This window comes from Leptospira meyeri (genome assembly GCF_004368965.1).
Taxonomy (GTDB): domain Bacteria; phylum Spirochaetota; class Leptospiria; order Leptospirales; family Leptospiraceae; genus Leptospira_A; species Leptospira_A meyeri.
This window is the reverse complement of record NZ_SORO01000001.1, coordinates 2,169,812-2,183,404: the sequence shown is the minus strand read 5'-3', so window position 1 is coordinate 2,183,404 and position 13,593 is coordinate 2,169,812. Positions and strand designations below refer to the sequence as shown.

General features: G+C 39.9%; 13 protein-coding genes. 6 read left to right on the top strand and 7 right to left on the bottom strand.

The annotated features are described in order from the left end of the window. Positions 1 to 14: 14 nt before the first annotated feature. The 3 genes from CLV96_RS10190 to gmd all read left to right on the top strand — a co-directional run bounded on the left by CLV96_RS10190 (position 15) and on the right by gmd (position 4,326). Entirely contained in the window at positions 15 to 1,862 is a 1,848-nt protein-coding gene (locus CLV96_RS10190) for a DUF1553 domain-containing protein (protein ID WP_004786389.1), read from the top strand. A gap of 9 nt (positions 1,863 to 1,871) precedes the next feature. Beyond that, positions 1,872 to 3,161: a DUF1501 domain-containing protein gene (locus CLV96_RS10185; protein WP_004786763.1), complete on the top strand. Its 1,290-nt coding sequence runs from the start codon at positions 1,872 to 1,874 to the stop codon at positions 3,159 to 3,161. Between the two features lie 148 nt (positions 3,162 to 3,309). Then, a complete protein-coding gene (gene gmd / locus CLV96_RS10180; protein WP_004787140.1) occupies positions 3,310 to 4,326 on the top strand; it encodes a GDP-mannose 4,6-dehydratase in 1,017 nt (338 codons plus the stop codon). Between the two features lie 19 nt (positions 4,327 to 4,345). On the opposite strand, the gene CLV96_RS10175 is transcribed toward gmd, so the two are convergent. The 7 genes from CLV96_RS10175 to CLV96_RS10145 all read right to left on the bottom strand — a co-directional run bounded on the left by CLV96_RS10175 (position 4,346) and on the right by CLV96_RS10145 (position 10,983). Beyond that, the gene (locus CLV96_RS10175) at positions 4,346 to 5,686 is read right to left on the bottom strand and encodes an adenylate/guanylate cyclase domain-containing protein (protein WP_004785932.1); all 1,341 of its coding nucleotides are present in this window, start codon (positions 5,684 to 5,686) and stop codon (positions 4,346 to 4,348) included. A gap of 152 nt (positions 5,687 to 5,838) precedes the next feature. Further along, on the bottom strand, positions 5,839 to 6,144 hold the full coding sequence (locus tag CLV96_RS10170) for an STAS domain-containing protein (protein ID WP_004785107.1): 306 nt from the start codon (positions 6,142 to 6,144) through the stop codon (positions 5,839 to 5,841). A gap of 48 nt (positions 6,145 to 6,192) precedes the next feature. Continuing rightward, positions 6,193 to 7,404 carry a Crp/Fnr family transcriptional regulator gene (locus CLV96_RS10165; protein ID WP_020776694.1) on the bottom strand — a complete coding sequence of 404 codons (1,212 nt, stop codon included), beginning with the start codon at positions 7,402 to 7,404 and terminating at the stop codon, positions 6,193 to 6,195. Positions 7,405 to 7,482: 78 nt separating this feature from the next. Beyond that, positions 7,483 to 8,013, bottom strand: coding sequence for a tetratricopeptide repeat protein (locus tag CLV96_RS10160; RefSeq protein ID WP_040917225.1), 531 nt, complete (start codon positions 8,011 to 8,013; stop codon positions 7,483 to 7,485). Positions 8,014 to 8,018: 5 nt separating this feature from the next. Beyond that, on the bottom strand, positions 8,019 to 9,077 hold the full coding sequence (locus CLV96_RS10155) for a vWA domain-containing protein (protein ID WP_420813679.1): 1,059 nt from the start codon (positions 9,075 to 9,077) through the stop codon (positions 8,019 to 8,021). A gap of 65 nt (positions 9,078 to 9,142) precedes the next feature. After that, positions 9,143 to 9,766 carry an NUDIX hydrolase gene (locus CLV96_RS10150; RefSeq protein ID WP_409037395.1) on the bottom strand — a complete coding sequence of 208 codons (624 nt, stop codon included), beginning with the start codon at positions 9,764 to 9,766 and terminating at the stop codon, positions 9,143 to 9,145. Then, entirely contained in the window at positions 9,763 to 10,983 is a 1,221-nt protein-coding gene (locus CLV96_RS10145; RefSeq protein ID WP_004785343.1) for a ribonuclease D, read from the bottom strand. The genes CLV96_RS10150 and CLV96_RS10145 overlap by 4 nt, the downstream gene beginning before the upstream one ends. A gap of 41 nt (positions 10,984 to 11,024) precedes the next feature. Here CLV96_RS10145 and purF point away from each other — a divergent pair, with 41 nt between their 5' ends. From purF to queC, 3 genes are read left to right on the top strand one after another with little or no spacing between them, the layout of a single operon-like run. Continuing rightward, complete coding sequence (gene purF, locus CLV96_RS10140; protein WP_040917231.1) at positions 11,025 to 12,452, top strand: amidophosphoribosyltransferase; 1,428 nt, start codon at positions 11,025 to 11,027, stop codon at positions 12,450 to 12,452. Next, positions 12,452 to 12,826, top strand: coding sequence for a 6-carboxytetrahydropterin synthase QueD (gene queD, locus CLV96_RS10135; protein WP_004785800.1), 375 nt, complete (start codon positions 12,452 to 12,454; stop codon positions 12,824 to 12,826). Before purF ends, queD begins: the two co-directional genes overlap by 1 nt. After that, complete coding sequence (gene queC, locus CLV96_RS10130; RefSeq protein WP_004786631.1) at positions 12,827 to 13,582, top strand: 7-cyano-7-deazaguanine synthase QueC; 756 nt, start codon at positions 12,827 to 12,829, stop codon at positions 13,580 to 13,582. It abuts the gene before it with no gap. Positions 13,583 to 13,593: the final 11 nt, after the last annotated feature.

Here is a 13,593-nt window from a genome sequence, read left to right as displayed (position 1 = left end):
AGAATCTTTCCAACATGAGATTGGTACTAAATCTAGTTCTTAAGTTTCGCTATTTCCTTGTTTCTTTTGTCATTCTGATTCTCTCTCTCGGATATGTTCAGTCTCGATCAAAACAGAATACAGTTCATCCACTTGATAGTTTGTATTTGAAATTATCACCTAATATAGTTAAGGCGGAAAGGAAAATCACCTTTCGAAGACTCTCCCTTCATTTGCGAGGTGTGATTCCCAGTGTCACCGAATGGAAAGAGTTGGACTCACTTCCCTCCGATTCCAAAGACCAAAATTTAGAATCCTTTGCGGTTCGTTTTTTAAAACAACCCGAGTTTGCCGAATACTGGGGAACTAAGTTTACTTCCATGTTACGAGACAAATCCAAAGGACGTAAAATCCCTACAGGTACTTTTTTTGAATACATTGCAGGATCCATTCACAAAAACAAACCCTATGACCAATTGATACAAGAAATGTTAACATCTACAGGCAATGTAAAAGAATCACCGGCTACTATGTTTTATATTCGTGATGGAGCAGATCCATTACAAACGGCAGAGTATGTGGGAAGGTTGTTTTATGCAAAACGGGTGGCTTGTGCTAGATGTCATGACCATCCATACATCTCAGATTTTACTAGAAGGGATTATTATGCTCTTGCGGCTTTTTTTAGCCAACAGTTCTATCGCGATGGATCTTGGGAAGTGGATCGATATGGAAAAACATTAAGTTATGTTCCCAGAGAATTAGAAGTGCATCTTCCAATGGAAGACCAAAAAAATCTCCAAGATAAAAACAATGAATGGAACAGAGACAATTGGAACAAATGGACCGACGAACAACGAAAAGACTACCAAAAGAAACATGAAGTAGAGTATGCCACACTTTTCTACCAACCAAAACTAGGTCTTCGTTTTCCGCACACAGATGATGCCCCCGGTGGTGATTTGGTAAGGCCAAAGTTTTTAGATGGAAAAGAGGCCAAATTAAAACCCGGTGAGGATCGTAGGAAAGTTTTTGCTGATTGGTTAACAAATAAATCCAATGATCGGTTTCGAAAAGTAATCATCAACCGAGTGTGGACGGAACTTATGGGTTGGAGTTTTTTCACTCCCCTCGATGATTGGAATGAAGATACTGTGGTGACTGGAGAAGAGATCTTAAACCATTTGGATTCTTACTTTTTGGCGAACCACTTAAAACTGAAAGAACTCATTTTATACATTGTCACTTCCAATGCTTACAATCGTTCCCTGACAAAAAGTCCAAACGAACAAGACCCCATTCGGTATTTTTCGCCGAAACGATTGGACAGTGACCAACTCCTGAACTCTCTCATACGAGTCTCTGATTCCCAAAAGATCAGTAACATTCGGGAAAGGAATTTATCTTGGCTCTCGGGTCTTATGGATCAAAAACCCTATGATTTGACTGGTACAGGTTCGGTTCGTATCCCTCAGGACAACTTAAAAGAATTCTCGAATGCTTCCGAGGTGGAAAGACCTGCTCCTTACCATACCATTTTATCAGTTTTTGGATCTGGTCCACGGGTGGATATTTCGGATGATATCTCGGAACTTACCATTGAACAAATGTTAACTTTAATGAATGGTCGTGTGGTTGGAAAACTAATTTGGGATTTTGGGAATAAAGAGTCTTTGGTGAAACAAGAGTTTGATCAAATAAAATCAATGAATTTGGTTATCTCCAATCTTTATTTTCGACTTTTAGGTCGAGAGCCAAGTGTTGGAGAAAAGGAAAAGATAAAATCACTCATGTCAAAACCGGATAGTGTTTTTGACAAAGACCTGCTCCAAGACATTCTCTGGGCTCTTATCAATAGCCAAGAGTTCCAACATATCAATTAAGGAATCAAAATGGATCGCAAAGAATTTCTAAAAAAATCAATTCTCAGTTTAGGACTCAGTCCTTTTTTATTTTCTACAGGTCCGTTTGGTAGTTTAGGTGCGGAAGAAGAAGAGGAGGAGTCCATTGCCCTTCCTTCCAAAGTAAAGTCAGTTATCTTTATTGAAATGATGGGAGGGATGAGCCATGTAGATACATTAGATCCAAAACCGAATAGTGCGTTTGGAAAAGTAAGTTCTAGTATTTCAGGATTATCTGTCTTAGAACCGTTTTCTCTTACCGCCAAACAACTGCATTCGATTGGCATCATTCGCTCTACATGGAGTGAAGAAGGAGATCATGGGTTTGCACAAATGTTACTGGGTACAGGGTATCGAATGACAGAAGCTATGGGCTTTCCCGACATCCCTCATTTCGGTGCAGTGATTGCTTATGCAAAAAAATCAAAAGTTAAATCTTCCTACTTTCCAAGTTATGTTACGATTGGTGGCCGTGGTGGGAAAAATGGAAATTCAGGATTTTTAGGAATCGATTATTCTGGTTATCATGTTGGGAATGTGGATGAACCCATCCAACATTTGAATCCCTCCTATGGAAAATTTGCAGAAGATCGAATTCTTCGAAGAAAAGATTTGGTTTCTTTTATGAATGAGGAATTTTCTAAAACCTATCCCACAAAGGAATCCAAACATTGGAAAAATATGCTCGTGGCAGCAGAAGAGTTTCGAAATTCCAAAAACATCGATAGTTTTCGCATTAGTTTGGAAGATGAAAAAACAAGAGCAAGATACGGAACCACATGGCAAGGGAAGGCTATGTTACTGGCGAAACGACTCGCGGTACAGGAAGTTCCTTTCATTCATATCTCTATTGGAGGTTGGGACACACATACAGGCAACAAAGCACAAGTGACAAAAATTATGAAAGAAACAGATATGGGAATTGCTTCTTTATTAGAAGACTTAAACAATACCGGTCTCATTAAACAAACGTTATTTGTTCTTACCAGCGAATTTGGCAGAACCCCTGATGTCGGATCGAGGGATGGTCGTGATCACCACCCTAAAGTTTGGTCGACTTTACTCGGAGGGGGTCCCTTTACCAAAGGTTTTGTATTAGGAGAAACAGATGAAACAGGATCCAAACCAGTAAATCCCAAAGAAGCTCTACATGTGAGAGATCTTATCGCCACCATTTACCAAGCTACGGGAGTCAATCCCGATGGTTCACTCACCAATTCTTTTGGCCGTCCGTTTCTTTTGACCACGAAGAAGGCCAAAGTTTTTGAAGGTTTGTTTTAGAGCCGGGCTTGGGAGGTGATAATTCTTGGAATTGATGTGAGAAGGGGAACTGGGGAGGAAATTGGTGTTACTTTTTGAGAATATTTACCTTTCTAGGTTCATTTTTCCTTTTCTTACGAAAGAAATTTAAAATACTGATCCCTGATCTATGAAAAAAGCACTTATTACCGGAATCACAGGCCAAGACGGTTCCTACCTGGCAGAACTCCTCCTCCAAAAAGGATACGAAGTCCACGGGATCGTTCGTAGAACGAGCCTTTTCAATCGCAATCGCATTGAACATCTGCACGGAAACCCAAACCTCCACCTCCACTACGGAGATATGACGGATTCCTCCAACCTAAACCGTATTTTAGAAAAAATCCAACCATCGGAAATCTATAACTTGGCGGCACAGTCCCATGTTCAGGTTTCCTTCGAAGTACCAGAATACACTGCGGAAGTGGATGCCGTTGGAACCTTACGGATTTTAGATGCGATTAAACAAACAGGAATTAATACTCGTTTTTACCAAGCATCAACTTCAGAACTTTACGGACTTGTCCAAGAAGTTCCACAAACGGAAAAAACTCCATTTTATCCTCGTTCTCCGTATGCTGTGGCTAAACTTTATGCGTATTGGGCAGTTGTTAACTATCGTGAAGCGTACAATTTGCACGCATCTAATGGAATTTTATTCAATCATGAATCTCCCCGTCGCGGTGAGGCTTTTGTGACCAGAAAAGTGACCATCGGAGTCTCCGAAGTAAAAGCAGGAAAACTCCCACACATCACTATGGGCAATATTGATTCCAAACGTGACTGGGGATATGCTCCTGACTACGTAGAAATGATGTGGATGATGTTACAAAAAGACACTCCTGATGACTACGTTGTTGCCACAAATGAAACACATACAGTTCGTGAGTTTATCGAAGAGGCTTATAAAATTGCGGGATTCGAAGTAGTTTGGGAAGGCAAAGCTGAGAAAGAAGTTGGTAAAGACAAAAAAACCGGACAAATTCTTGTTAAAATCGATCCAAAATACTACAGACCAACTGAAGTAGAACTTCTCATTGGAAATCCTGAAAAAGCAAAACGTCAGTTAGGTTGGGAACCAAAAGTAAAATTCAAAGAATTGGTTCAAATCATGATGGAAGCAGACTTAAAAAACCAAGGTTTTTAAATCTGCAATAAGGTTTTCGTTATGAAATTGCACTAAGTGCAGAATAACGTTTCGTAAACTCTTGGTTAGGAATTTTAGGATGTCCTTCCCTTTGTAATTCGGGAAGGAGTCCTTCCACAAAATACATTTTAATATTTCCTTTGTGTTTTGCGGGGACTTCTCCCCTATATTCGCATTGGAAAAAATCCTTTATGAGTTCGTAAGTAGATGAGGAAATATTGATTTTTCCCGTCATTCCCGAAGATTCACACCGGCTGGCTGTATTCACTGTATCGCTCCAAACATCATAGGCAAATTTTTTATCTCCGATCACACCCGCGATCAGTTCCCCAGAATGAATTCCGAGTCGAAGTTCCCAATATGGTAATCCTTGAACGGCTTTGATTTCTTTCATTTGGTTCATAAAAGCTTGGATTTCGAGTGCTGCCAAAACACTGTCAATTGCATGAGTGGCATTGGATTTTGGAATTCCACCAACAAACATATAACTATCTCCAATGGTTTTGAGTTTTTCTAGTTTGTGGCGTTCCATCAAACTATCAAAATAAGAAAAACAACGATCTAGTTCTTCTACTAGTTCGGAAGGTGAAAGGGTCTCTGCAATTTTTGTAAATCCTTCAAAGTCGGTAAAACAAACCGTTGCTGATGAATAATGTCTCGGCTTACTGACTCCATTTTGTTTTAATTCTCTTGCAACTTCTAGTGGTAATACATTTAATAAAAGGCTTTCTGACTTTTGGTGTTCCGCTATGAGTTTGTCTTCGGCTTTATTTACTGCTTTTACAAACTGATTGATAAGTAGGATGAAAAAGAAAACAAGTAATACCAGTGGGGGCATTAGATAATCTGCTGGTACAACCCATTTTGGCGGACCAAATAGACCTTCCTTACCCATAACTCTATAGTAATATTGTGAACCCAAAAACAAAAATCCAGATAAACTCACAAAGAACCATCTTAGTTGGATATTTTTTCTAGGGATCATCAAAAAAGGGATAACTGCAAAAAGCAAAAATCCGAGGGGAGCTGGATCGTCAGCTTGTAAAATGGAAAGTGAAGTTATATGGAAATTACTTGCGGAAAGTGCAAACACTGCACTCATCGCATAACTTCCTTTATATAAAAGATAACGTGAATATCCAAGAGGCAAAACAAAAATCAGATAAGAAATAAAAGAAGCTAAATGAGTTTCGGGAGGTTCAGTAAAATAAATTACTGGTAACAACAAGGTGGGGATCAAAAACATAATCGCCTGGAAAGTGGCATTCACTCGCAAAGCACGAGCATTTTCATCACTTAATCCTTTTGTAAGATGAACTAGTTGTAACCGATTCAGTATCTTTTCAATGCGTTTTGGCATAACGGGATATAGGAATTAGATTCATTCAAAAATCAATTCAAATTGTTATGATTTGGATTTAGTGAAAACGAATTGGTAAACAGTACAACCGCACCTCCAGAGACTAGAGGTGGATTTTTAGATTGGGATTCTGAAACCAAAACTAAAATTGGTTACAGGCCAAAAAACTGATCTAACATCAATTTCTTCAAAGTTTCTTTTAGTTTTTCTTGGATATTGACAATTTTTACTGTCATTTTCTTTTCATCGGCTTTGTTTTTGAAGGAAAGTAAACGAGAGATCCCAAGAGAACTCACAATCACCACTTTTTCTAAATCCAAAAAGATTTCCTGAACGTTCTTTTCCAGAATCTCTGCTAAAATTTCTCTTAACTCTGGTGCGTTTCCATCGAGAATCTGATCCATAAAACGAACGCGGATCGTGTTTCCCTTTTCTTCAACTAGTATCTTATCACTCATATTTTGCTGGCCTCTAACGTAAGTCAGGAGAGGAAAGTTGGCAAGAAGTTATTTCAGCTTCTTGAGCTTATTCTCCATGTTAGCCTTTTTATGATAGAATTGGACGAGTTTTTCCAGTTCTGCCATGTCCGTACAAACAATTTTTCCCATGTCCATACGAATAAATTTATTATTCTTCATGATGTCGGAGATCAGGAGTTCATCTTTTGGATCCGTTAAACCCACCATTTTGAGCAGGTCTTTGGTCCCAATTTCAAAATTATAGGCTTGTTTGGGAGCCACTTTGATTCGATTTTTTTCGGCCAAAGTCATAAGAGTATCCACAATTCGACCTTGTGGGTCTTTTAGAAGTAGGTTCGCAAGTTGTTTATAAGCGATCCAAATTCGTTCAGATAAAAGAGTGATAAGCCTTGTCGCCAATTGTGGTTGGGCTTTTACCATCCCTTCAAAGTTGGCTTTGTTGATAGCAAGTAGTTCCACATCCCCCGCAGCCACAGCAGAGGCTGAACGAGGTTTGTTGTCGAGGATGGCCATCTCCCCAAAAATATCTCCCGCTTGGAGAACCGCGAGCATCACCTCGTTTTGGTTTACAATTTTGGAAATTTTAACCTTTCCACTTTGTAGAATGAATAATTCCTTACCTGGTTCGTGTTCACAAAAGATCATCTCACTATCTTTATAGTTTCGATTGAATTTATTGTAATCGATGGGAGGAGCTTGGAATGGTTGGTTGCTGGTTTGCAAACGTAGTTTTGCCTGTGGCACAAACTGACCATTCGGAAGGTGTTTTAAATAACTTTGGTAAGCAAATGTCGCATGGGATGTATTTTGCTGTTGGAAGTAATATTCACCGATTTTAAAAAGTTCGTTTGGATCTTCTTCGACGGCATTTCGAAAGGATAACCTTGTGATGGTGGTATCAAATTGTCGTAACTTCATGGAGAAGAAACGAATGATATTCATCGCAACGGCAGTGGACTTTTGGATTAAGGTTCCAAATTGGTCATAACTAACAGAGATTAAAGATACGTTGGTAAGTGAAGTGGCAGATTCAATTTGAGGGTGTTGGCTCATGGCAGCAACCACACCGAAGAAGTCACCAGGCCCTAAAACTTGGTTTGGATCTTCTCCCACAACAGCAGTCTCACGAGTGACACGTACCTTCCCCTCACGGATGATATAGAAATTGTTCGCATCCTTTTTCCCCTCTACAATGATGTAGGAGTTCGCTGGGAAAGTAACCATTTGAAAAAACGACATTCTTAAATCTCTGAACCCTTTTTGCTCAACGTGCCTAGTTTATTATCGGAGATCCCTAGGGCAATATTTTCGTAAAAATTACTTATTTTTACTCTCTCCCAAAATTTCCATCTGAGTCAGTTCTAATTCGGCTTCTTGTGCAATTTTGCTAGAATACGTATTTTTGATAATGTCCTGAAAAATCTGATACGCCTTGTCTTCCCGACCCATACGGACATAGGCTTTGCCTGAAATTAAGTAGGATTCGAGTCCTTCTTCTGTATTGGGAAATTCTTTGTAAATTTTTAGTTCGTTTTCTGCGAGAGCTAATACATCGCCTGTCATTCGGTAGTTGGAACTCAAAGTTTTTCGCACTTCACGTGTTTTGGAATGCCCTGGATAGAGTAATAAAAAGCTTTTGCAGGTTTCCACTGATTGGTAGTGATTCCGATCTTCTAAAAATTCTTTGGCTTTTTTATAGAGCAGTTCCCCTTGTTTGTTTCGTTCGTCCGCAAAAATTTGGCTCACGGAACGGTCTGCGAAGAGAGGAAAAACCCCCATAGAAATTAAGATTCCTAAGGTAAAAATCACATGTAGGCAACTCGTCCAAACTGTCGAATTCTGTCTCATTACTTTCAGTTTCGGCTAGAACTTGGATTCTCGTGAATGGGTTTTTCTTCCGAGAGAGCAAGAATTTTTGGAACTCCTGTTAAATCCCAAAGTTCTGCTGAGGCTTTCATTCGTTTTCCTTTGGGGAGTGGGAAAACAAATCGGCCTTTTCCTTCTGGACCCGACTTCAATTCGATTTGGAGTTTTGTCAGGTCGCCCATCCTTCGCTCACGGAGTGGGGGAATGGGGAAACTTCTTTGTTTTTCTTCTACTGGATAAAGATACAACTGAACCATATAGGAAGTGTTGGCTTTTGCTGTGTATTCGTAATTGAGAATATAACCGGATTCGGAGCCATCTTCGTAAGGAAGGATGTTCAGGATTTTGATTTGGTCTTGGTAGGAAGTGAGTTGGTTTTTGTTGGTTGTTTCTGAAACAAGGTTTGGTTCCAGTTCCGGATTAAAAAAGATTCGTTTGAAAGAAGAATCATAATCCTCCGGCCCCTTCAATGAATAATAATTTCCGTCTCCCAAGATCGAAAGTCGTTTGAGGTCTTCTTCCCCTTTGGGATCAATATCAATTCCTAGAATTTGCATTCGAAATTTTTTTCCCGATTGTTTCCATTGGTACAAAACGGATTTAGGATCTCCATCGCAACTTTCGACTCCATCGGAGATAAAAATAATTTCTGTTTCTTGTACATCATTCAAAAGGAACTCACCAACCAAGTTTAAGGTTTGTGCAATCGGTGTTGATCCAGCTGGAACGATAGAGGATATTTTTTGGCTTACAATGGAGGCTGCCCCGCGCTGGATGGGATGATACAACCTGGCAGAAGAACAACCAGCGATCCGGTTCCCGTATGCGACAAGGCCTACACTCACATCCTTTGGCAATCCTCCAAGAACCTGTAATAATTTTTCTTTGGCAACTGCCATCCTTGTTTTCCCGTCCCATTTTTCTGACATGGAACCGCTAGCATCGAGAATAAACACATATCGTTTGTTAGGTTGTATTTGTGTGGACAGGGGAAGATTGGAAAGAAAAAATAAAATACAACTGACGAAGACAGAGTATCTGGTCAATGGTTGAACTTGATTTTTATTTTTTTTCCGCACCTGTACACCATCGGCGAAAAACCAAAGAGACCTTAGAGGGATTTGGGATCTAAATAAGGAGGTTTGACTAGATTTGGCTTCACGAGAAGGGGAGTTCGATTGAAAGAAGAATACTCTCTTAGGAATCGCAAAATCATTTCGCAAGTGGCACCCCAAAGAAGGCCATCCCCTAAATCAAAATAATAAGCAAAATGATCTCTGCCAGGAATTTGAATCGCATAAAATGGTTTGGTCCAAAGGTCAGAAAAAGGAAGTAGGATGATCCGATCCACCTCGTCTTTGTTATGTTGAAAAGAAAAATCACCCTCATAAGTTGCCAAAAATGGGGTGATGTGAAAACCAGTCTTTGTATGGAGGCCTTCTAGTTTTCCTAGAACATTCAAACTAGAACGATGCACACCCATTTCTTCTTCCCATTCTCTGAGGGCAGTGATCAGAAGATTAGGATCTTCTTTTTCTTTGACCCCGCCAGGAAAGGAAATTTGGCCAGGATGAGACTTTAGATTTTTGGAACGTTCCGTAAGGATCATTCCTTCTGCAATTTCTTTGGATCCAAATAATGGAAAGATTACTCCTGACTTGACTTCCGTTGTGTCAGGAATTTCGTCGAAGTCCCTTGAAAGTTTTTCTACAAAGGACTGGTAGGGTAACATCAACCCTCGTCTTTCGAGTTTTGGTTTTGTTTTTTCCTACGTTTGGCAACAAATGCTTCTTTGGAACGAATGGCCACCAAACGGTTGATCATTGAATCAAAAGGAAGTCCTTGGATGGCAGCAAGTAAACTTGGTCCATAGTTCTGCACTTTCCAATCAGAAAATACATGTAGGGCTTTTAGTTCCTCTAAGGTTTTTGGTGCTGCACGTAAAATAACAATGAGTTGTTTGTTAGAAGGAAGAAGGGAATGTTCCATCCGTCTAGCGCGCATAATACGGAGCCGCCATTTTTTTGCGTTTTGAAATTTGTGATTTTCGTCTTCGTTTAAGTCTTCGCCATGTCGTTTTGAGAGTTCCGATGTGTCGATAGGATCATTGTATTCCGCAATGAGTAGTTTGTAGATTTCAGTTCCGTCTTTTTTTCCAAACCACTCAACACATTTTTCTTCGTTAGGTTGTTCTTTGACGGCTTGTGACAATCTGTCGTTATTAAAAACTCGAAAACTTGCTTTGTTGATTCGTTTTGCTTTTTCGTCACGATAACGAAGCAGTTCTAAAATTTTTCTTCTTTCGAGTGGAGTAAAATTGAGGATGTCAGGAAATTTTCCAAGAGAAAATCCTTCTCCTTCTTTTGCTACGTATTCTTCTGAAGCTATGAATTCAAATTCTGATTTAGCTTCTTCATAGAGACCTCTACGTTTGAGTTCTTCTTCCATTTTCAACCAAATGGATTCTAAATAAGCAGTGTCAAGGGCTGCATACTTTAGCTGTTGTTTTTGAAGAGGACGAATTTCCCAGTTGGACTTTTGTTCCACTTTGGAAAGTGTTACTTTATGGTAATGTTCTACTACATGTGATAAAGAACTTTGTTCTAAAGACAACAATCGAGAACTGATCATTGTATCTGCCGTGTTCACAAATTCAAACCCAAAGTCTCGTTTTAAGGCTTTGATATCGTCTTGTGCTGAGTGGAAGATTTTGAGAATGTTCTCATCCTTGAATAAAGGACCCAAAGCTGACAAATTTGTGATTTTTAGAGGGTCAATCAGGTAATTTTTGCCATTAGAATTGATCTGGATGAGACAAACCTTGGGGTAGTACGTGTAATAACCGGAGGACTCGGTGTCGATCGACATGATTTTGGACTGTCTGAGATTGATCAGAGCTAAATCCAAAGCTTTTGCTGTATCAACGAGAATATAGTTGGAATTGATTTGCATCTAATTGGGATTTTGGAAATACTGCAATTGTCATTCTAACAATGATTCTCCAATCTGACAAACCAAAAGAAGAATGTGCCATTTTCGGCATCTACAATAGCAAGGAAGCTGCTAATTTTACCTACCTAGGTTTGTACTCGATGCAACACCGAGGCCAGGAGTCCAGTGGGATCGTCACAACCGATGGTTCCCATTTATACCGGTATGCCAACATGGGCCTTGTGGCAAATATCTTCACCCAACCGAAGATCAAAGAGCTCATTGGGGATGCGGCCATTGGCCACAACCGGTATTCCACAACGGGAGCAAGTTTTCTCCGAAATGCTCAGCCCATCCGCGTGGAATCCCACTTAGGTCCTGTGGCCCTCGCCCACAATGGAAACCTAGTCAACTCGTGGGACATTCGCAATCGATTGGAAAGGGATGGATCGATCTTCCAAACCACCATCGATTCCGAAGTCATTGTCCATCTTATGGCAAAAAGCCATAAAACAGATCTTCTCGAAGCACTCTGTGAGTCTCTCGCCCAAGTTCGGGGTGCCTACTCTCTGTTAGTTTTAACTCCTAGATATCTTATTGCCGTTCGGGATCCCAATGGTTTCCGGCCGCTTGTGATGGGGAAACGTTCGGATGGGGCCATTGTGTTTGCTTCCGAAACTTGTGCTTTTGACATCACAGAAACGGAATACGTAAGAGATGTGGAACCAGGAGAGATGGTTGTCATTGACCATACCGGAATGCGCTCTCTTTATCCGTTCCCAAAAGCAAAACCAAGCCTTTGTATTTTTGAATACATCTACTTTGCAAGACCTGATTCTTATATTTTTGAAGAATCAGTTTATAAAGTAAGAAAATCTCTCGGTCGCCAACTGGCACGTGTTATGCCAGTAGAAGCCGATGTGATCATTCCCGTTCCTGATTCTGCAAACATTGCTGCCTTGGGTTATAGTGAAGAGTCAGGGATTCCTTACCAAAGTGGTCTTGTTCGTTCTCATTATATTGGTCGAACCTTCATTGAGCCGGATCAAAAGATTCGGGATTTTGGAGCCAAAATCAAATACAATGTGGTGAAAGATGTAGTGAACGGGAAACGGGTGGTCATCATTGACGACTCGGTCATGCGAGGGACTACAAGTCGAAAAATCATCAAAATGATTCGCAATGCTGGTGCCAAAGAAATTCATTTCCGAGTTTCTGCACCTCCAACGGTTTCTCCATGTTATTATGGAATCGATATTCCTACCCATAAAGAACTCATTGCATCCACACATAGTATTGATGAAATTCAAAAGTATCTTCGTGTTGATTCATTAGCTTATTTAACATTGGATACAATGCACAAAGCAGTGGAAGGCCATAAGGGTGGTGGGTTCTGTGATGCTTGTTTTACATCCAATTACCCAGTGGAATTCCAAGACCATGCAGGAAACCAAAAGTCCTTATTTACGGAATATGCGACGGAAGAGTAATGGAAGAGCTTGAACTTTCCAAAACCTTTGGTTTTGAAGCCGCACATTTTTTACCAAATGTTCCAGAAGGCCATAAATGCAAAAGAATGCATGGACACAGTTTTCGTTTTGCAGTATATCTCAAAGGGGAAATTGATCCACATACTGGTTGGATCATGGACTTCGGTGAACTAAAGTCTATCGTAAAACCAATATTAGACGAACATTTGGATCATTATGTTTTGAATGATGTTCCGGGATTAGAAAATCCTACGAGCGAAAACATTGCCGTTTGGCTCTGGAACCAACTCAAACCAAAATTACCTCTACTCGATAAAATCACTTTGTACGAAACTTGCACTAGCTCATGTGTGTACAGAGGGCCAAAAAATTAAATGGTTTCCGTTAAGGATTCCTCCCCTAAATCAAAATCTGAAAAAAAAGGAGCCGTTGTACTTCTGTCAGGTGGTCTTGATTCGACTACCTGTCTTTATGTTGCTGCTAAAGAATTTGGATACCCAAAAAACAAAAAACTGCCACTTCTGGCTCTTTCGTTTGATTATTCTCAAAAACATAAAATAGAACTCATCAAAAGCAAAAAAATCGCAAAGACCCTCGGAATCAAACATGTGATCCAAAAATTGGATCCTGGATTTTTTTTGGGAAGTTCCCTCACTGAAAAAAAAATCAAAGTGAGAAAAAACGCAAAATCCTTGTTTAGTGGGGATGAAACAGAAATTCCAAATACTTATGTTCCAGGACGGAATATCTTGTTTTTATCCTTTGCTTTGTCTCTCGCAGAAGGCCATGGGTATGATTCCATTTACATTGGAGTGAATGCTCTCGACTATTCTGGGTATCCAGATTGTCGGCCAGAGTTTATCGAAGCTTTCCAAAAGATGGCAAATCTTGGAACTAAAAAAGGTGTGAGTGGAGATGGTGATTCCATTCAAATCAAAACTCCTCTTTTACATCTAGGTAAAAAAGAAATTATTGAATTAGGAATTCAAGTAAACGCACCACTCCACCTAACGCATTCTTGTTATGATCCTATCAAAGGTAAACCTTGCGGAAAATGCGATTCTTGTATTTTAAGAGCCAAAGGATTTTTAGAAGCTGGAATTTTAGATCCAACTATCTCTCTTCGATAAACTTTGAAAGG